The sequence below is a fragment of the Pantoea sp. X-Soil-ISGK-275 genome (assembly GCF_059730795.1).
Genome location: NZ_AP035976.1, coordinates 1,694,635 through 1,714,074 on the forward strand (window position 1 = coordinate 1,694,635; position 19,440 = coordinate 1,714,074).

General features: G+C 56.0%; 18 protein-coding genes. 14 read left to right on the forward strand and 4 right to left on the reverse strand.

The genetic code is table 11. The features are described from left to right. Window positions 1–12 precede the first annotated feature (12 nt). The 6 genes from pabC (at window position 13) to ptsG (ending at window position 5,979) form a co-directional block, all read left to right on the forward strand. On the forward strand, window positions 13–825 hold the full coding sequence (gene pabC, locus AC6I8A_RS07885; RefSeq protein WP_497818273.1) for an aminodeoxychorismate lyase: 813 nt from the start codon (window positions 13–15) through the stop codon (window positions 823–825). Next, the gene (gene mltG / locus AC6I8A_RS07890; protein WP_265297082.1) at window positions 822–1,841 is read left to right on the forward strand and encodes an endolytic transglycosylase MltG; all 1,020 of its coding nucleotides are present in this window, start codon (window positions 822–824) and stop codon (window positions 1,839–1,841) included. Before pabC ends, mltG begins: the two co-directional genes overlap by 4 nt. After that, window positions 1,831–2,466, forward strand: a complete 636-nt coding sequence (gene tmk / locus AC6I8A_RS07895) for a dTMP kinase (RefSeq protein ID WP_497818274.1) — start codon at window positions 1,831–1,833, stop codon at window positions 2,464–2,466. The genes mltG and tmk overlap by 11 nt, the downstream gene beginning before the upstream one ends. Then, window positions 2,463–3,452, forward strand: coding sequence for a DNA polymerase III subunit delta' (gene holB / locus AC6I8A_RS07900; protein WP_497818275.1), 990 nt, complete (start codon window positions 2,463–2,465; stop codon window positions 3,450–3,452). Before tmk ends, holB begins: the two co-directional genes overlap by 4 nt. A gap of 16 nt (window positions 3,453–3,468) precedes the next feature. After that, window positions 3,469–4,260 carry a metal-dependent hydrolase gene (locus tag AC6I8A_RS07905; RefSeq protein ID WP_497818276.1) on the forward strand — a complete coding sequence of 264 codons (792 nt, stop codon included), beginning with the start codon at window positions 3,469–3,471 and terminating at the stop codon, window positions 4,258–4,260. 285 nt (window positions 4,261–4,545) lie between these two features. Then, window positions 4,546–5,979 carry a PTS glucose transporter subunit IIBC gene (gene ptsG / locus AC6I8A_RS07910; protein ID WP_008103049.1) on the forward strand — a complete coding sequence of 478 codons (1,434 nt, stop codon included), beginning with the start codon at window positions 4,546–4,548 and terminating at the stop codon, window positions 5,977–5,979. 173 nt (window positions 5,980–6,152) lie between these two features. Here the strand turns inward: ptsG and bglB are convergent, their stop codons facing one another. Beyond that, window positions 6,153–7,292 carry a beta-galactosidase BglB gene (gene bglB / locus AC6I8A_RS07915; RefSeq protein WP_293795438.1) on the reverse strand — a complete coding sequence of 380 codons (1,140 nt, stop codon included), beginning with the start codon at window positions 7,290–7,292 and terminating at the stop codon, window positions 6,153–6,155. Next, window positions 7,289–8,893, reverse strand: coding sequence for an MFS transporter (locus AC6I8A_RS07920; protein ID WP_497818277.1), 1,605 nt, complete (start codon window positions 8,891–8,893; stop codon window positions 7,289–7,291). The genes bglB and AC6I8A_RS07920 overlap by 4 nt, the downstream gene beginning before the upstream one ends. A gap of 356 nt (window positions 8,894–9,249) precedes the next feature. Here AC6I8A_RS07920 and hinT point away from each other — a divergent pair, with 356 nt between their 5' ends. The 8 genes from hinT (at window position 9,250) to AC6I8A_RS07960 (ending at window position 15,389) form a co-directional block, all read left to right on the forward strand. After that, window positions 9,250–9,600, forward strand: coding sequence for a purine nucleoside phosphoramidase (gene hinT, locus AC6I8A_RS07925; RefSeq protein ID WP_007885755.1), 351 nt, complete (start codon window positions 9,250–9,252; stop codon window positions 9,598–9,600). A 17-nt stretch (window positions 9,601–9,617) separates the two neighbouring features. Beyond that, window positions 9,618–9,983, forward strand: a complete 366-nt coding sequence (locus AC6I8A_RS07930) for a YcfL family putative periplasmic lipoprotein (protein ID WP_008103043.1) — start codon at window positions 9,618–9,620, stop codon at window positions 9,981–9,983. A gap of 10 nt (window positions 9,984–9,993) precedes the next feature. After that, window positions 9,994–10,590: a penicillin-binding protein activator LpoB gene (lpoB, locus tag AC6I8A_RS07935; RefSeq protein ID WP_008103041.1), complete on the forward strand. Its 597-nt coding sequence runs from the start codon at window positions 9,994–9,996 to the stop codon at window positions 10,588–10,590. Continuing rightward, a complete protein-coding gene (gene thiK, locus AC6I8A_RS07940) occupies window positions 10,550–11,392 on the forward strand; it encodes a thiamine kinase (RefSeq protein WP_497818278.1) in 843 nt (280 codons plus the stop codon). The genes lpoB and thiK overlap by 41 nt, the downstream gene beginning before the upstream one ends. A 15-nt stretch (window positions 11,393–11,407) precedes the next feature. Beyond that, on the forward strand, window positions 11,408–12,451 hold the full coding sequence (gene nagZ, locus AC6I8A_RS07945; protein WP_265297076.1) for a beta-N-acetylhexosaminidase: 1,044 nt from the start codon (window positions 11,408–11,410) through the stop codon (window positions 12,449–12,451). Between the two features lie 38 nt (window positions 12,452–12,489). Further along, on the forward strand, window positions 12,490–13,032 hold the full coding sequence (gene ycfP / locus AC6I8A_RS07950) for an alpha/beta hydrolase YcfP (RefSeq protein WP_256696210.1): 543 nt from the start codon (window positions 12,490–12,492) through the stop codon (window positions 13,030–13,032). A gap of 212 nt (window positions 13,033–13,244) precedes the next feature. Further along, window positions 13,245–14,549, forward strand: a complete 1,305-nt coding sequence (locus AC6I8A_RS07955; RefSeq protein WP_293795446.1) for an NAD(P)/FAD-dependent oxidoreductase — start codon at window positions 13,245–13,247, stop codon at window positions 14,547–14,549. A gap of 297 nt (window positions 14,550–14,846) precedes the next feature. After that, window positions 14,847–15,389, forward strand: coding sequence for a glycine zipper 2TM domain-containing protein (locus AC6I8A_RS07960; RefSeq protein WP_097097555.1), 543 nt, complete (start codon window positions 14,847–14,849; stop codon window positions 15,387–15,389). 118 nt (window positions 15,390–15,507) lie between these two features. Here the strand turns inward: AC6I8A_RS07960 and mfd are convergent, their stop codons facing one another. Both mfd and AC6I8A_RS07970 read right to left on the reverse strand, forming a co-directional pair. Beyond that, entirely contained in the window at window positions 15,508–18,951 is a 3,444-nt protein-coding gene (gene mfd, locus AC6I8A_RS07965) for a transcription-repair coupling factor (RefSeq protein WP_479489842.1), read from the reverse strand. Between the two features lie 126 nt (window positions 18,952–19,077). Then, window positions 19,078–19,287, reverse strand: a complete 210-nt coding sequence (locus AC6I8A_RS07970) for a hypothetical protein (RefSeq protein ID WP_497818279.1) — start codon at window positions 19,285–19,287, stop codon at window positions 19,078–19,080. Between the last annotated feature and the right edge of the window lie 153 nt (window positions 19,288–19,440).

A 19,440-nucleotide genomic window follows, 5' to 3' on the forward strand; every position in this document is an offset into this window, starting at 1 on the left:
AAGGCGGCTAACATGTGGATAAACGGCATACCGCAAACCGCGCTTTCAGCACGCGATCGCGCAGTGCAATTTGGTGATGGCTGCTTTACCACTGCTGCAGTGATCAACGGCCATATTGTTATGCTGGATGCGCATCTGCAGCGGCTGAAAGAGGGTTGCGCACGGTTATTGATGGATGCGCCTGATTTAGCTCAACTCGCCGCAGAAATGCATCACGCCGCTGCGCAACAAACGCAGGCAGTGCTCAAGGTGATTTTGACACCGGGCGCAGGTGGACGTGGTTATAGCCGCGCAGGCTGCCAAACACCGACGCGCATTATTTCGCTCTCGCCGTGGCCACAGCATTACGCTACGTTGCAACAGCAGGGCGCCTTGCTGCACACCAGCCCAATACGCCTGGGACGCAATCCATTGCTGGCCGGCGTAAAGCACCTGAATCGCCTTGAGCAGGTGCTGATTCGCCAGCATCTTGACCAGACGGGCGGCGACGAGGCGCTGGTGCTTGACACTAACGGGACGGTGGTGGAATGCTGTGCGGCCAATTTATTCTGGCGCAAAGGCAATATCGTCTTTACGCCGCGGCTTGAGCAGGCTGGCGTGGATGGCATTATGCGTCGTTATCTGATGGCGCAGATGGCCGCGAATGGCCAGACTTGTCAGCTGATTGATGGCAGCAGGGACGATGTGTTGAACGCCGATGAAGTGGTGATGTGCAACGCCCTGATGCCCGTTTTACCCGTGCGACAAATTGACGACGTTTCGTTTAGCGCACGCTCGCTGTATCAGCAACTGCGCGCCAGTTGCCCGACGATGGAAGCATCATGACTCGAATGAAAAAAATTCTCGCAGGCGTTGTGGTAGTCGCAGGACTCGCCGCCGCCTTTAGCTATTGGCAGATTGAACGTTTAGCCGATACGCCCTTAACACTGCAGCAGGAAACCATTTACACCTTGCCCGCTGGCAGCGGTCGCGTGGTACTGGAAGCGCAACTGGAAAGTCAGCACATCATTCCGCAAAGCATCTGGTTTGGCCCGTTACTGAAGCTTGAACCGGAACTGGCGCGTTTCAAAGCCGGTACCTATCGCCTGGAAACCGGCATGACGGTGCGACAGTTGCTGCAATTGCTGGCAAGCGGTAAAGAAGCGCAGTTCCCGGTGCGTTTTATTGAAGGTTCGCGTCTTACCGAGTGGTTAGCCGAGCTACGTAAAGCGCCATACCTGAAACACACGCTGACCGACGATCAATTTGCCACCGTTGCCGCTGCGCTCAAACTCGATGTCAGCCAACTGGAAGGCAGCTTCTACCCTGATACGTATCTCTACACCGCCAATACCAGCGATGTGGCGCTACTGGAACGTGCCCATGCGCGCATGAACAAGCTGGTTGATGAGATTTGGCAGGGACGCATGGAGAATCTGCCTTACAAGAAAGAGCAGGATATGGTCACCATGGCGTCGATCATTGAGAAAGAGACTGGCGTGAGCGAAGAGCGCGCGCGCGTGGCGTCGGTGTTTATCAATCGCCTGCGTACCGGGATGAAACTGCAAACCGATCCCACGGTGATTTACGGTATGGGCGACAGCTACACCGGCACGCTAACCCGTAAAAATCTGGAAACGCCAACCGACTACAACACCTACACCATTAGCGGTTTGCCGCCGGGACCGATCGCGATGCCGGGCCGTGCTTCACTGGAAGCGGCTGCACATCCGGAAAAAACCAATTACCTCTATTTTGTCGCGGATGGCAAAGGTGGACACACCTTTACCACCAATCTGGCCAGCCACAACAAAGCGGTACAGGTTTACCGGCTGGCAATGAAGGAAAAAAATGAAAAGTAAGTTTATCGTCATTGAAGGCCTGGAAGGTGCAGGCAAAACCACTGCGCGTGATGCGCTGGTTGCTGTGCTGCATGAGCACGGCATTCATGATGTCGTCTTCACGCGCGAGCCGGGCGGTACGCCGCTGGCAGAACAATTGCGCGTGCTGGTCAAGCAGGGCATTGATGGCGAGCAGGTGACCGATAAAGCTGAGCTGCTAATGCTGTACGCGGCACGCGTGCAGCTGGTAGAGAACGTGATCAAACCGGCGCTGGCACGCGGTGCCTGGGTAATCGGCGATCGTCACGATCTCTCTTCGCAAGCCTATCAGGGCGGTGGACGCGGTCTGGATGCGCAGCTGATGACCACGCTGCGCGATGCGGTGCTGGGCGATTTCCGTCCCGATCTCACACTCTATCTCGACGTTACGCCAGAAATTGGCCTGCAACGCGCCCGCGCTCGCGGTGAGTTGGATCGTATCGAGCAAGAGTCGTTGCGATTCTTCAAGCGCACGCGTGAACGCTATCTGGCTTTGGCCGCTCAGGATCCCTCCATCCTGACCATTGATGCGACGCAAAATATTGCAGGCGTGACATTGTCACTTCAAGGCGCCTTGCGTAGCTGGTTGGCAGGCCAATCCGCATGAACTGGTATCCGTGGCTGAACCAGCCTTATCGACAAATCATCGCCCGTCATCAAAGCGGCCAGGCGCATCACGCCTTGCTGGTGCAGGCCATTGAGGGCATGGGTGACGATGCGTTGATCTGGGGCGTAAGTCGTTGGTTGATGTGCTTGCAGCCGGAAGGATTAAAAAGCTGCGGCCACTGCCATGGCTGCCAGTTGATGCAGGCGCACACGCACCCGGATTGGTATCGCCTTGAAGCCGAAAAGGGGAAATCCTCACTCGGTATTGATGCGGTGCGCGACGTCACTGAAAAACTGTATCACTTCGCCCAGCAGGGCGGCGCAAAAATCGTTTGGTTGCCCGATGCGGCGCAGCTCACGGAAGCTGCCGCCAACGCCTTACTGAAAACGCTGGAAGAGCCGCCGGCGAATTGCTGGTTTTTCCTCAGCGTGCGCGAACCTTCGCGCCTGCTGGCGACGCTGCGCAGTCGCTGCATGACGTGGCATCTCTCGCCGCCAGAAGAAGCACATAGTCTGCAATGGCTGCAGAAGCAGCAACCGCAGCCGCAAGAGAAGCTGCGCGCCGCCTTACGTTTGAGTAATGGCGCTCCCGCCGCCGCCTTGGCGCTGCTGCAGCCCGAGCGCTGGCAGGCGCGTGAAACGCTGTGCGAAACGCTGATCAAAGCGCTTAACGGCGATGTGCTGCAGCTGTTACCCGCGCTGAACAGCGAAGATGTGGCCGTACGTCTCAGCTGGCTGATTTCGCTGCTGGTGGATGCGATGAAAGTGCAACAGGGCGCCAGTCAGTGGCTGAGCAACGGCGATCGTCCGGATGTGGTCACGCAGTTGGCGCAAAGAATGAATAGCAGTGCGCTCAACAGCAGCGCGCAGCAATGGATGCAGTGCCGCGAACAGCTGTTACATGTCGCCGCACTCAACCGAGAATTAATGTTGACCGATCGTTTACTCGCCTGGGGACGTTTACTGACTCCGGCAACGGTCGGCTAAGCGAAAAGAGAGCTCTATGTTTATTGTCGATTCCCACTGCCATCTTGATGGCCTCGATTATGAAAAACACCATCGCGATCTGGATGATGTCATCGCCAAAGCGGCGGCGCGCGATGTGAAGTTTATGCTGGCGATTGCCACCACCTTGCCGGATTACTACAAAATCAAACAGCTAGTAGGCGATCGTGAAAACGTCGCGCTGGCCTGTGGCGTGCATCCGCTCAATCAGGAAGCGCCTTACGACGTCGAAGAGTTCCGCCGTCTGGCTGCCGAAGATCGCGTAGTGGCGCTGGGCGAAACCGGGTTGGATTACTTCTATCAGCAGGAAACCAAAGCGCAGCAGCAAGCCTCGTTTCGTGAGCACATTCGCACTGGTATCGCACTGAATAAACCGATCATTGTGCACACGCGTGATGCGCGTGAAGACACGTTGGCGATTCTGCGCGAAGAGCAGGTGGAGAAGTGCGGCGGCGTGCTGCACTGTTTTACCGAAGATAAAGAAACCGCAGCGAAACTGCTGGATCTCGGTTTTTATATCTCTTTCTCAGGCATTTTAACCTTCCGCAACGCCGAACAAATTCGCGATGCGGCGCGCTACGTACCACTTGATCGCATGCTGTTAGAAACCGATTCGCCGTATCTGGCGCCGGTACCGCACCGTGGCAAAGAGAATCAGCCAGCGTTTACGCGTGATGTGGCAGATTATATGGCGGTATTAAAAGGCGTGGATATCGAAACCCTCGCCTCTGCCACCACCGAAAACTTCTCCCGCCTGTTCCACATTCCGATGGGTCGTCTCGGCGGCTAACCGCTTTATTTCAAACGCTGTAATTAATCAAAAATCACCCAACTGCACTGCGTCTGACTGGACGCAGGCAGTGATTTATTGCGGTTTATTAGAGCAAGTCAGTAAGAAATGACTGAAAGGAAAGTGTCACACTTAGCGAAATGTGATGGCCGTCAATTTAACAATTAGCGATTTATTTTACTCTTCGTAATAAATCAAAAGACGCTCAGCGTCACCCCGGCGAAGGATCCTCCCCCCAAGCCATGCGCACTGCGCAAAAAATTGCACTCATACTCAGGAGTTTCTATGTTCAAGAACGCATTTGCGAACCTGCAGAAAGTAGGTAAATCGCTGATGTTGCCGGTATCGGTTCTGCCGATTGCCGGTATTTTGTTAGGTGTTGGTTCAGCAAACTTCAGCTGGCTGCCGGAAGTGGTTTCCCACGTCATGGCCGAAGCGGGGGGTTCGGTGTTTGCCAATATGCCGCTGATCTTTGCAATCGGTGTGGCGCTTGGCTTTACCAATAACGATGGCGTGTCTGCGCTGGCGGCTGTGGTTGCTTACGGCATCATGGTGAAAACCATGGCGGTGGTTGCGCCATTGGTACTGCATATGCCTGCCGGAGAAATCGAGGCCAAGCATCTTGCCGATACCGGCGTGCTCGGCGGGATCATCGCCGGTTCTATCGCGGCGTATATGTTTAACCGCTTCTACCGCATCAAACTGCCTGAGTATCTCGGCTTCTTTGCCGGCAAGCGCTTTGTGCCAATCATCTCTGGTCTGGCCGCGATTTTCACCGGTGTGGTGCTGTCATTCATTTGGCCGCCAATCGGTACCGCAATTCAGGACTTCTCACAGTGGGCTGCGTACCAAAACCCCGTCGTCGCCTTTGGCCTTTACGGTCTGATTGAGCGTTCACTGGTGCCGTTTGGTCTGCACCATATCTGGAACGTACCTTTCCAGATGCAGATTGGTGAGTTCACCAATGCCGCAGGTCAGGTTTTCCACGGTGATATTCCACGTTACATGGCGGGCGACCCAACGGCAGGCAAACTGTCAGGCGGCTTCCTGTTCAAAATGTACGGTCTGCCAGCAGCAGCGATTGCGATTTGGCATACCGCCAAACCAGAAAACCGCGCCAAAGTGGGCGGTATTATGATCTCCGCCGCGCTGACCTCGTTCCTGACCGGTATTACCGAGCCAATCGAGTTCGCTTTCATGTTCGTGGCGCCGATTCTGTATGTGATCCACGCGATTTTGGCGGGCCTTGCCTTCCCAATCTGTATCTTGCTGGGTATGCGTGATGGCACCAGCTTCTCACACGGTCTGATCGACTTTATCGTGCTGAGCGGCAACAGCAGCAAAATCTGGCTGTTCCCGATTGTAGGTATCATCTACGGCCTGATTTACTACACCGTATTCCGTTTCCTGATTGTAAAACTGAATCTGAAAACCCCTGGCCGTGAGGACACCGCAATGGAGCAGAGCAGCGCAACCGGCAGCGAAATGGCGGGCAAACTGGTTACCGCGTTTGGTGGTAAAGAGAACATCACTAACCTTGATGCCTGTATCACGCGTCTGCGTGTGAGCGTGGCGGATGTCGGCAAGGTTGATCAGGCTGAACTGAAAAGCCTTGGCGCACGTGGTGTGGTAGTAGCAGGTTCAGGCGTTCAGGCGATCTTCGGCACCAAGTCCGATAACCTGAAAACTGAAATGGATGATTATATCCGCAGCATGTAATGGTGTGTTCTAACAGCACGCACATGCGTTGATAGCAGGAAGAGGCGGCAGAGGAGTAAAGCGTCCCGCGACAAGGATGTCGCGGGCCGAGCCCCAGGGACGGTTTATGGCGACTTTACGATCTGACGCCTCTTCCAGCGTAAGCTCTTAAACCCTCAGACGAGGGTTTTTTGCTATAAATAAACCCGCAAATACTCCGTCAAGCACAGCAGCGCCATCGCCTGACCATACGGCATCGAGGTGAGCGGTATCTGACGGTAATACTCCAGATCGCTGCCCATCGCCGTTCCGAACGACACCTGCTTCAGTTCCCCATCCTCATCGATATTACCGATCACGCCACGCAATGCTTTCTCCGCCAGCGGCAAATACGCGGGCGAGAGGTAGTGTTTGCGCACCGCTTTAAGAATGCCATAGGCGAAACCGGCGGTGGCGGAGGCTTCAGGATAGCTGTTGGGATCGTCGAGCAAGGTGTGCCACAAACCGCTGCTGTGCTGACAGGTGCTCAGCGCCTTCACCTGGCTCTCCAGCACCTGCTGCAGGAAACGCCGCGTGGCATGCTGTTCCGGCCAGTTCATCATCTCGAGGAAATCAGGAATAACGATAGTCAGCCAGCTGTTGCCGCGCGCCCAACGTGCGTTGGCGAAGTTGTGCCGCCCATCAAACGTCCAGCCGTGGAACCACAAACCGGTTTGGCGATCCATTAAATATTGGGTATGAATCAGGAACTGATAGCTGGCTTCTTCGACAAACTCGGGACGATTCAGCAGCTGACCAATCTTCGCCAGCGCCATCACGCTCATCATCAAGGTGTCATCCCACAGCTGCTGGGTGTTTTCGTTGTTGTAGACGATGTGCTGCAGGCCGCCTTGCTCGGTGCGCGGCATCTCATACATCACCCATTCAGCCCAACGCTCCAGCACCGGCCGCCATGCGGCATTTTGCGTCTCTTCATAGCGATACGCCAGCGTCAGGAACGGACAAACAGTATTGACGTTCTTGGTTGGCGTGCCTTCTGCCAGCCGCGTGCTGAACCAGTCATCGATGATCTTCAGCGTCTCTTGATCGCCGGTTTGCTGATAGTAGTGCAGCATGCCGTACAGGCCGATGCCGTGTGTCCATTCCCAACCGGCCCAGCCTTTGGTATCGATCACGCGGCCATCATCGAGGCGCAGCAAAAACTCACCGCTGTGATCGGTAATATTCACCAGATTATGGGTTAGCCGCTGAATCAACTGCACAAGCTCAGTACGTGGCAACAGATATTCAGGCTGGCGCAGTAACGCGCTGTGCTTCACAGGAAATACAGTCATGGTTCATTCCTATCGTTAATCAGGGTAGAGAGAGAAGGTAAAGATCGTGGCTGAGTCGGCAGCGGCGGTGCGGCCGCCTTGTGACGGTTGAGATACCCGACGTTGTTATTGCCCCACAGATTTTCATACGGCATACCCGCCAGCATTTCGACCACTTCACGCGCTTGCGGCGTAATGCGTTCCGGCACCACGCGTCCGGCTTCGCGCATTTTCAATGTCTCTTCGCGCAACACGGTGTGGGTTTGCAGGTTGAGCTTGAAGCGCAGTGAAATAATGAAGCCGCAGGCCAGCACGCAAAGTGTGCCCACGCTGAGGATCGCCAGAATGGTGTGGCCGACGGCAGGGACTTGTGTGGCCTTGCCGGAGGAGAAGCCCGCCAGCTGCAACACGATACCGACGAACATCACCGCACCGGCTTGCGAGGCTTTGCGCGTCAGCGTCATGATGCCGGCAAAAATGCCTTCGCGACGTTGACCGGTAATCACTTCATCAACGTCAGCGATATAGGTGTAAGTATTCCACGGCACATAGTTGATGCCACCGCGACCAAGACCCGCAAGGCCAGAAATCAGTACCAGCAGAGCGAAGTTGTCGTTCATGCCGGTGTACCACAATCCGGCGTAGGAGAGGGCGCTCAGACCAAACAGCACCACCACCATACGATAAGCGGGCGCAGGTCCTAGTCGGATACACAGCGGAATCATCGCCATCACCGCAATAAACTGCATCACCGCCATGGTGCCCATCAGGTTGGAGGCGATCTGCGCGCTTTGCATCAGCACAAACACCACATACCAGGTAAACACCGCGTTAAACACGTCCTGCGCGATATAGCCGCCGAGATACATGCCAAGATGCTGGCGGAAAATACGAATGCGCAGCGTTGAGGCCAGCTCGGTGTAGAGGCGTTTCAGGCTCTGCAGCAAAGTTAACTGTGATTTTTCCTGCTCTGCGCGGCGTGATTCGGCAGAGAAATCGTTGGGATCGCGCTCCCAGGTAAATAGCCACACCAGCGTTAACACCAGCGCACAAATCACCGAGAACACCAGGCTGGCGTAGAAGAAGGAGATCGGATTATCTTTGCCAAACCAGCCAATCAGCACGCCCGGCAGGAACGCCGCCAGAATGGCCGACAGCTGCGCCAACCCAATACGCGCGCCAGAGAAACGGGTTTTCTGTTTGAAATCATCGGTCATCTCCGGCACCAGCGTTTCATAGGGCACCAGAATCATGGTGTAGACCATATCGAACAGCAGATAAGTCAGCAGATACCACCAGAAACTCATGTCGCCAACCCACATCAGGCTGTAGCTGAACACGCAGGGGATGCCGAGCAGAATGAAGAATTTGCGGCGGCCAAAGCGCTTGCCGAGCCAGGTCGAACCAAAGTTGTCGGTCAGGAAACCCATTAGCGGGCTCACCACCGCATCCAGCACGCGGGCGGCAGCAAAAATAAAGGTCGCCTGAATCGGCGAAAGCCCACAAAAGGTGGTGTAAAAGTAGAGCAGCCAGGCGGCGGTTAACGCCGTGGTGCCTGCACCGAGGAAATCCCCGGACCCATAGGCCAGATAATGGCCCAGGCCAATCTTAAGAGAGCGCATGGCAGGTTCTCCTTGAATTAGTCGGTAAACACATCCCTCATCACTCCGTACAACTTGCTCGGATTGGATTGAAAGTAGAGCGGCTTGAGCGTGCAAACCTTCGTGATTTCGCAATGACTTGCAGGCGGATGGCAAAATCACAAAGAAAATGGTGTGATATCTCTAATTTATAAAACAGCGTTTCATTTTTGTAGTTAATGAGATGTTAGAAATGCGAGTTGCAGCACAATGCGTGGCGAAGGGAGAAAACGGCTTAAAGGCAGTCATTTAATACAGGAAATGTGGTCCTGAGGTTGAAAGAAATGGAATTCCTCACGCATACTGCCTGACTGAACTCAGGCTTAAGGAAATGCACCATGGCTGAAGAAACCATTTTCAGTAAAATCATCCGTCGCGAGATCCCCGCCGACGTGGTTTATCAGGACGAACTGGTCACCGCCTTCCGTGATATCGCGCCCAAAGCGCCCACCCATATTCTGATCATCCCCAACGTATTGATTCCCACCGCCAACGATGTGCAGGCCGCACACGAGCAGGCGCTGGGCCGGATGATCACCGTGGCCGCCAAAATTGCCCGTGATGAAGGCATTGCCGAAGATGGCTACCGTCTGATCATGAACTGCAACAGTCATGGCGGTCAGGAGGTTTATCACATCCATATGCATTTGGTCGGCGGTCAGCCGCTGGGCCCAATGTTGGCCATCTAACTCAGGCGGACAAATTGATGCGTCAATGGCTGAGTGGCTTGCTGTTGCTGACCCTTGCAGGTTGCAGCAGCGATAAGCCAATGATTAACACCTCGCAGTCGCTGGTGATGGAATCGTCAGTATTATCCGCGGGCATTATTACCGATGATCCGAAGTTGACTGAACAAGATGGTCAGCAGCGTGCCATGAGCGTGTTGTACAACCAGCGGGAAACGCCGGTGAAAGTGCACTATCGTTTCTATTGGTACGACGACAAAGGATTGGAAATCACGCCGGAAGAGCCGGCGCAGAGCCAAATTGTCCCGGCGCACGGCAGTGTAGAAGTGGCCTCACAAATGGGCAATCCGACCGCCAGTAAGGTGCGTCTCTATCTTTATCTTTGAGGAGTAAGCTGTGATTCGCAGTGTAAAACGTTCGGGCGCGTTGTTATTTGCGCTAATGCTCACCGGTTGTGTGGTGAAACAACAGACGCCAGCGCCGGTAGAACCCACGCAGCCAACTACGCCAACGCAGCCGGTTGAACCGACGCCGCAGCCGGTGCCGCCGCCAGAAACCGTGCCGCAGCCACCGAAGCTGAAAACCATTAACTGGGATGCCAGCGTCCAGCCGTTAGTCGGCAAGATGGTGCAATCTTCAGGCGTGAATCCTGGCAGCGTATTGCTGGTGGACCGCATCAAGAACAGCACCAACGGCGCGTTGCAAACCGATAAAGCTACCGATGCGATTCAGAATGCGCTGGCCAACAACGGCAAGTTCACGCTGATCACCCCAGAACAGCTGGCGCAGGCCAAGCAGACGCTGGGCTTATCGCCGGATGACAGCCTCAACTCGCGCAGTAAAGCGATTGGCCTGGCGCGCAACGTTAACGCGCAGTATGTGCTGTACAGCAATGCGCAGGGCGATGTGAAAGCACCAACGCTGCAAATGCAGCTGATGCTGGTACAAACCGGTGAAATCATCTGGTCAGGAAACGGTGTTGCTCAACCCTGATCCTCAGCTGCAAAACCTGATTCAGCAACAATGGCCGACGGCGCAAGCTGCCGGTCATTTTTTCGCGCTGCCGGGACTGAGCGGGCAAAGCGTGCGCGTGCAGATGCCGCAGGGCGCGTTGCTGGCGCGACGTGCGCCGCCGCAGCCGATCCCGTTTGTCGATCGCCAGCGCGAATACCGCATCCTGCAGCAGTTCAGGCATGCAGAGCTTGGGCCGCAGCCGCTGGCATGGCGCGATCCCTGGCTGCTGCAAAGCTGGTTGCCGGGAGAAGTACTCAGCTCCGCGCAGTTTAACGCGCAGCGGGAGGCGATTGTGGTGCTGCTGCAGCGCCTGCATCAACAGCCGCTCACCGGCTATCGTTTAGGATTAGCGCCGCTGCTGCAGCGCTATTGGCAACTTTGCCAGCAGCGTCACTGGCGCTGGCAGCGTCGTCTGCAACGCTTATTACAGCAGGGCGAACCGCAGCCGCTGCGCCTGGCACCGCTGCATATGGATGTCCACGCCGGTAACCTGATTGCTACGCCTGCCGGTTTGCGCCTGATCGACTGGGAATATGCCGCCGATGGCGACGTGGCGCTGGAGCTGGCGGCGGTGTGTGCGGTTGATGGCGATACGCGTCCAGCGTGGATTGCCGAGTACGCCGCGCGCGCGAAGTTGGATGAGCACGAACTGGCGCGCCAGATACAGCGCTGGCAGCCGTGGCTGCAATTGCTGATGGCCAGCTGGTATCAGCTGCGCGCTGAGCAGAGCCAGGATGACACCTTACAACAGCTGGCGCAGGCCAGTTGGCACGACCTTTAACGTAGGATTTTAATCATGACCATGAACACGCCTGGACCGCTGATGCTCGACGTCGAAAGCTATGAGCTGGACGCCGAAGAACGCGAGATTCTGCAGCATCCGCTGGTAGGCGGACTGATTCTGTTTGCCCGCAACTTCCACGATGTCGACCAACTGGCAGAGCTGGTGCGCCAGATTCGCGCCGCGTCGCGCCATCGTCTGGTGGTCGCGGTGGATCAGGAAGGCGGGCGCGTGCAGCGTTTCCGCGACGGCTTCACGCAGTTGCCGGCCATGCAATCCTTCGCCGCGCTGCACGATCTCAATAGTGCCGGTGAACTGGCGCAGCAGGCGGGCTGGCAGATGGCGTCGGAAATGATCGCCATGGATATCGACATCAGTTTCGCGCCGGTGCTCGACATTGGTCACATCAGCGCGGCAATTGGCGATCGTTCGTTCCATGAAGATCCGGCTATCGCCCTGCAGGTTGCGCGACGTTTTATTAACGGCATGCATGAAGCGGGTATGAAAACCACCGGCAAACACTTCCCCGGTCACGGTGCGGTCAGTGCGGATTCGCATAAAGAGACGCCGCGCGACAACCGCGATGCCGCCACGCTGCGTCAGCATGACATGGCGATCTTTAAGCAGTTGATCGATGAGCAACTGCTCGATGCGGTGATGCCGGCGCACGTTATCTATACTGAGGTGGATCCGTTGCCCGCCAGCGGTTCACCATATTGGCTGCAAACCGTGTTGCGCAAAGAGCTCAGCTTCCACGGCGTAATTTTCTCCGACGATTTGTCGATGGAAGGTGCCGCTGTGATGGGCAGCTACGCCGAACGCGCACAGCAGTCGCTGAATGCCGGTTGCGATATGATCCTGGTGTGCAATCAGCGCGCCGGCGCGGTGAGCGTGCTGGATAACTTGACGCCGATCGGGGCAGAGCGCGTGACGCAGTTATACCATCAAGGGCGTTTTACCCGTCAAAGCCTGCTGGCAAGCGAGCGCTGGCGGCAAAATCAGCGTCAGCTCAGCGCATTGCAAGAGCGCTGGCTGGCGCACAAAGCCTCGGGCAGATAAGCCGCGCTGCCCGGATTTATTCCACGCTGAGGAAAATCATGATCATCTATCTGCACGGTTTTGATTCCAACAGTCCGGGCAACCATGAAAAGGTGCTGCAGCTGCAGTTTATTGACCCGGACGTCAGATTAGTCAGCTACAGCACTCGCCATCCCAAACACGACATGCAATTTCTGCTGAAAGAGTGCGACAAGCTGCTGCAACAGGGCGACGATGCGCATCCGCTGATTTGCGGAGTTGGGCTGGGTGGCTACTGGGCCGAACGCATTGGCTTCCTGTGTGGCATGCGTCAGGTGATCTTTAATCCCAATCTGTTCCCGTTTGAGAACATGGAAGGCAAAATCGATCGCCCGGAAGAGTATCTCGATATTGCTACCAAGTGCGTGAACGATTTCCGCGAGAAGAACCGCGAAAAGTGTCTGGCGATTTTGTCTCGTCAGGATGAAGCGCTGGATAATCAGCGCAGCGCGGCGTATCTGCAGCCGTTCTATGAAATCATCTGGGATGACGCAGCCAGCCACAAATTCAAGAACATCGCGCCACATCTACAACGCATCAAAGCCTTCAAACTCCTCGCCTGACCATTGTTGCGCCGTGTGACGCGGCGCATAAAATGTGTAACATTCTGATAATGCTGCTGAAAGATTGATGTACATCAATTTTCTTATGTGATGTCTTTGACGCCGTGATATTCTGCCCTCAGCTCGCGATTTAACGTCGCCAACCCTATGTTTATTAAGGTTTTTATTAACCATTAATTAACTATTGGTTTACAACTTTGAGGGGGTCTTTGTTGACTACATCTATGGAAAAAATCGTTATCATCGGCGGTGGTGCTGGCGGCTTAGAGCTGGCAACGCAGCTCGGTCACAAGCTGGGACGCAAGAAAAAGGCCGAGATCATTCTGGTCGATCGTAATCACAGCCATCTGTGGAAACCGCTGCTGCATGAAGTGGCAACCGGTTCGATGGACGAAGGGATTGATGCGCTGAGCTATCTGGCGCACGCGCGCAATCACGGCTTCCAGTTCCAGCTGGGATCGTTGACGCAAATCAACCGTGAAAACAAAACCCTTGAGCTGGCCGAAATCCGCGATGCGGAAGGCGCAATGTTAGTGCCGCAGCGTGAGCTGGCCTACGATCGTCTGGTCATCGCACTTGGCAGCACCTCAAATGACTTCGGCACGCCGGGCGTGAAAGATCACTGCATCTTCCTTGATAACCCGCATCAGGCGCGTCGTTTCCACAACGAAATGCTCAACCTGTTCCTGCGTTTCTCGGCCAGCGAAGGCAGCCTGGAAAAAGTAAACATCGCTATTGTCGGCGGCGGTGCTACCGGCGTGGAACTCTCTGCGGAGCTGTATAACGCGGTGAAACAGCTGCACAGCTACGGCTACAAAGGTCTGGATAGCAGCTCGCTGAACGTCACGCTGGTGGAAGCCGGTGAACGCATTCTGCCTGCGCTGCCACCGCGTATCTCGGCGGCGGCGCATCAGGAGCTTACCAAACTTGGCGTGCGCGTGTTGACGCAAACCATGGTCACCAGCGCTACCGAAAACGGTTTGAATACCAAAGGCGGCGAATTCATCGAGGCCGATCTGATGGTGTGGGCGGCCGGTATCAAAGCGCCAGATTTCCTGAAAGAGATTGGCGGACTGGAAACCAACCGCATCAATCAGCTGGTGGTGAAAGAGACGCTGCAAACCACGCTGGATGACGACATCTACGCCATTGGTGATTGCGCCTCCTGCGCGCTGCCGGGTGGCGGATTTGTGCCGCCGCGCGCGCAGTCAGCGCATCAGATGGCATCGCGCGCGCTGGAGAACATCCTTGCACAGCGTAAAGATAAACCATTGAAAGCCTATGTTTATAAAGATCACGGCTCGCTGGTATCGCTGTCGCGCTTCAGCACCGTGGGCAGTTTGATGGGCAACCTGATGCGCGGCTCGATGATGGTGGAAGGGCGCATTGCGCGTTTTGTCTACATCTCTCTATATCGTATGCACCAGATTGCGCTCCACGGATACTTCAAGACCGGTCTGATGATGCTGGTCGGCAGTCTTAACCGCGTACTGCGTCCGCGCCTCAAGCTGCACTGATGATTTTCGGGCGGTGAATGCCGCCCCACGCCACGTCAGCTGCCGTAACCCGCTGAAAACTTCACGTTCAGCTTAAGGTTACGGCACTCTTTCACCCGCTCTCAGAACTCTCCTAAAAGCTGGCCCTGATGGGTTTCCGCTGCGTTTCCTCCATTAATCTGATGTTGCAATTACGGTCCATCTGTAAAACTTATTACCAACAAACACGGCGCGGCGCGCACGCCGGTTATGCCTCGGCTACATCAGGATTTCGTAGCGGCAGGAATGCGCGGTAACAACCTTCAGGAGGACATTCCTGTGAATAAATCAATGTTAGCGGGTATCGGTATCGGCGTAGCAGCAGCGTTAGGCGTTGCCGCAGTCGCCAGCATGGATGTCTTCGATCGCGGCCCGCAGTATGCACAAGTTCTGTCGGCAACGCCGATCAAAGAGAGCATCAAGCAGCCGCGACAGGAGTGTCGCAATGTGACGCTGACCCATCGTCGTGCGGTCCAGGATGAGAATCGCATTGCCGGTTCGGTGCTGGGTGCAGTAGCGGGCGGTGTGTTGGGCCATCAGTTTGGTGGTGGTCGCGGACGCGATGTGGCAACGGTAGCGGGCGCGTTGGCCGGTGGTTACGGTGGTAATCAGGTGCAGGGTGCGCTGCAGGATCGCGACACTTACACCACCAACGAGCAACGTTGCAAAACGGTATACGATAAACAGGAAAAAATGCTGGGTTATGACGTGACCTATAAAATAGGCGACCAGCAGGGCAAAATCCGCATGGAAAATGACCCTGGCACCCGCATTCCGCTGGACCGTAATGGCCAGCTGATCCTGAATTCGAATCAGGCCTAATTGGGCAAAGATGCATCACAGCAGCAGTAACAAAAAAGCGCCGCAAGGCGCTTTTTTCGTATTACATATCATCTCAGCCATAGGGTCGCCATTTATGGCGACCTTCCGAAACACAACATCAAACCCGATTTTTCGCCAGCTCGCTGACAAAATCCTGCACCCATTCCATACGGATTTTCCGGTCCGCCATGTCGCGGGTGAATTTCAGGCGCGTTGGGCCATCCAGTTTCCACTGCTTAGGATCTTTCTGCAGCAGGCCAATCAGCCAGCCCGGATCAACCTGATTCTGCGGCGCAAACTCAAAGAAACCGCCTTTGTCGCTGGCTTCAATCTTACGAATCCCCAACTGGCGCGCCACTAAACGCAGCCCGGCGATATCCAGCAGATTCCGCGCCGCATCCGGCAGTTTGCCGAAGCGGTCAATCATCTCAACCTTCAGCTCCGCCAAATCCTGCTCATCCGCCGCGCTGGCGACGCGCTTGTAGAGCGACAAGCGGGTATTCACGTCCGGGATAAAATCATCCGGCAGCAGGGCAGGCATGCGCAGTTCAATTTCGGTTTGATTGCTGGTGAGATCTTCCAGCGACGGCTCGCGGCCCGCCTTCAGCGCATCGACCGCATTCTCCAGCAGCTCCATATAGAGCGTGAAGCCGATGGTTTCCATCTGGCCGCTCTGATCTTCGCCGAGCAGTTCACCCGCGCCGCGAATCTCCAGATCGTGGGTTGCCAGCGCAAAACCGGCACCAAGATCTTCCAGCGACGCGATAGCTTCCAGACGCTTCTGCGCATCGGTGGTCATCGCTTTTGGATGCGGCGTCAGCAGCCACGCATAGGCCTGATGGTGCGAACGTCCCACACGGCCACGCAGCTGGTGCAGCTGAGCCAGACCAAAGTGGTCGGCGCGTTCAATGATAATGGTGTTGGCGCTGGGAACGTCGATACCGGTTTCGATGATGGTGGTACACACCAGCACGTTAAAGCGCTGATGGTGGAAATCATTCATCACCCGCTCGAGATCGCGTTCGCGCATCTGGCCGTGACCAATGGCAATACGCGCTTCCGGCACCAGATCGGCCAATCGCTGCGCCGCTTTCTCGATGTTTTCGACGTCATTGTAGAGATAGTAAACCTGGCCGCCGCGCAGCACTTCACGCAGGATCGCCTCGCGCACTACCAAGCTGTCGTACTCGCGCACAAAGGTTTTCACCGCCATGCGTCGTGCCGGTGGCGTGGCGATAATCGACAGATCGCGCATGCCGCTCATCGCCATATTCAGGGTACGCGGAATCGGCGTGGCAGTGAGCGTCAGGATATCAACATCGGCACGCATCGCCTTGATGCGCTCTTTGTGGCGCACGCCAAAGCGGTGCTCTTCATCGACAATCAGCAGGCCGAGATCGTGCCATTTCAGGTCGTTCGACAACAGTTTATGCGTGCCAATCAGAATATCGACTTTGCCCTCGCGCGCCTGTTCCAGCACCTGACTCTGCTCTTTGGCGGTGCGGAAGCGCGATAGCATCTCAATGCGCACCGGCCAGTTAGCGAAGCGATCGCGGAAGTTGTCGTAATGCTGCTGCGCCAGCAAGGTGGTCGGCACCAGCACCGCGACCTGTTTGGCATTCTCAACCGCGAGGAACGCGGCGCGCATCGCCACTTCGGTTTTACCAAAGCCGACGTCACCGCACACCAGACGATCCATCGCCAGCGGCTGGCACATGTCGCTCAGCACCGCGTTGATCGCCTGACCTTGATCCGGCGTGGTTTCAAACGGGAAGCCTTCGCAGAACAGCTGATACTGTTCGCGATCGTGCTTAAAGGCGAAGCCGGTTTTGGCCGCGCGCTGAGCGTAGATATCCAGCAGCTCGGCCGCTACGTCGCGCACTTTCTCGGCGGCTTTCTGCCGCGCGCGCGACCAGGCATCGCTGCCGAGTTTATGCAGCGGCGCATTCTCATCGGCGCCGCCGGCATAGCGGCTAATCAGATGCAGCGACGAAACCGGCACATACAGCTTGGCGTCGCCCGCATAGGAGAGCATCAAATATTCAGCCACGATGCCGCCGGCTTCCAGCGTGGTCAGGCCGATATAACGCCCAACGCCGTGCTCCAGATGCACTACCGGCTGGCCGGGATGCAGCTCGGCAAGGTTGCGGATCAGCACATCAGGATTGATGGTGCGGCGATTATCCTGGCGACGGCGACTGACGCGCTCGCCAAGCAGATCGCTTTCGCAGATCAACGCCAGCTGGCGTTGCGTGTCGATAAAGCCGCGCTCGCTGGCGCCAATCATCAGGCTATGCGGCTGGTTGGCGGCCTGATCAAAGTGATCGATGGCCTGTGGGCGCAGTTTGATGCGCGTCAGCAGCTCTTGCAGGCTTTCGCGGCGACCTTCACTCTCCACCGAGAAAATGACCTGACCGCTGAATTGTTCAAGGAACTGACGCAGCAGATCGAGTGGCGCTTTGGCCTGCGCCTGCACGGTTAATTCCGGCAGCGGCTGATACCCCAGATTGGTGTTTGCCGCTTTCTCCGGCAGCGTGTCGCTGCTTAGCTGCATGCGCGGCCAGGCTTTCAGTTCGCTCATTAACGTGTCGGGACGCAGCCACAGCGTAACCGGCTCCAGCAACGGACGCATCGGATCGATTCGGCGATTCTCAAAGCGCGCATTAGCGTCTAGCCAGAAACGCTCGGCGCTGGCCAGCAAATCACCGCTGTTGAGCAGCAGCGTGTTGACGGGCAGATAGCTAAACAGCGTCGGCAATTCCTGCTCAAAGAACAGCGGCTGCCAGTATTCGATACCGGCGGGTAGCGTGCCTTTGCTCACCTGCTGATAAACGTGCTCCGGCTCGCGCCGGACGTCAAAGGTTTCGCGCCAGCGGCTGCGGAACAGCTCGATGGCGGCTTTATCCGTGGGGAATTCATGCGCCGGCAGCAGGTTAATCGCGTTGACCGCTTCCAGCGTACGCTGGGTATCGACATCAAACAGGCGCAGGCTATCGATCTCATCATCAAAGAAGTCGATGCGATAAGGTTGATCGCTGCCCATCGGGAACAGATCGAGCAATGCGCCGCGCGTGGCGTATTCGCCGTGCTCCATCACCTGGTCGACATGACGATAACCGGCCTGCTCCAGCTGATCGCGTAGCGCATCGCGCGACAGCTTTTGCCCTTGCTGCATCACCAGCGCATGGCCGTGCAGGAAGCTGTGCGGACATACGCGCTGCATCAGCGTGTTGACCGGCATAATCAGCATACCGCGCGTTAGGTTGGGCAGCTGATACAGCGTGGAGAGGCGAGCAGAGATAATGTCCTGATGCGGCGAGAAACTGTCGTAGGGCAGGGTTTCCCAGTCAGCGAGGTTAGTGACCGGCAGATCGGTGAACTGGCGTATCTCCTCCTGCAGACGCAAGGCAGATTGCATATCCGGGGTAATCATCAACACCGGACCGCTATGGCGTTCGGTGATGCTGGCACACTCAAGCGCTTGCGCGGCGCCGACGAGCTGGCCGAGCTGGCGATGGTCGCCGGCTTTGACTGGCAGGGTATAACGACTCTGTTCCGACATGGGATCTCGACATTCTCTCCTTGGATTACAGGGCGTCATCATTCCATAATCCGCCCTGAGGATCATCTGTCGTTTCGGAGTTTCTGCCAGGTCTTCATAATGACGACTCTACAAAACCCCCACGAATCACTTACTCGATTGCTGTGTGTAGTGCATACACGGGCGATCGACATTGGCCCATGACAGCTCTTTCTCCAGATGGTAGCTGTGATTGCCGTCGTCCCACTTCACGTAATAGCCGGTTGGCGCATCTCCCTGTTCAAAAACGTTAACGATCTCGCCTCTGATCTCTCCCGATTTATGCTTCACGATACTGTTCTTAGGGAATTTGAACATGGTGTACTCCTCGTCGCCTACGGTAATTCACCTTTAAGTCTACGCCAGCCGATGACGAATAAACGTACAAATAACATCATTAATTTGTCGCAATTTTATGCATAAGCAGTGGCTGGTACGGTTTTTGACACAACTTTGCCGCAGACTCAGAGG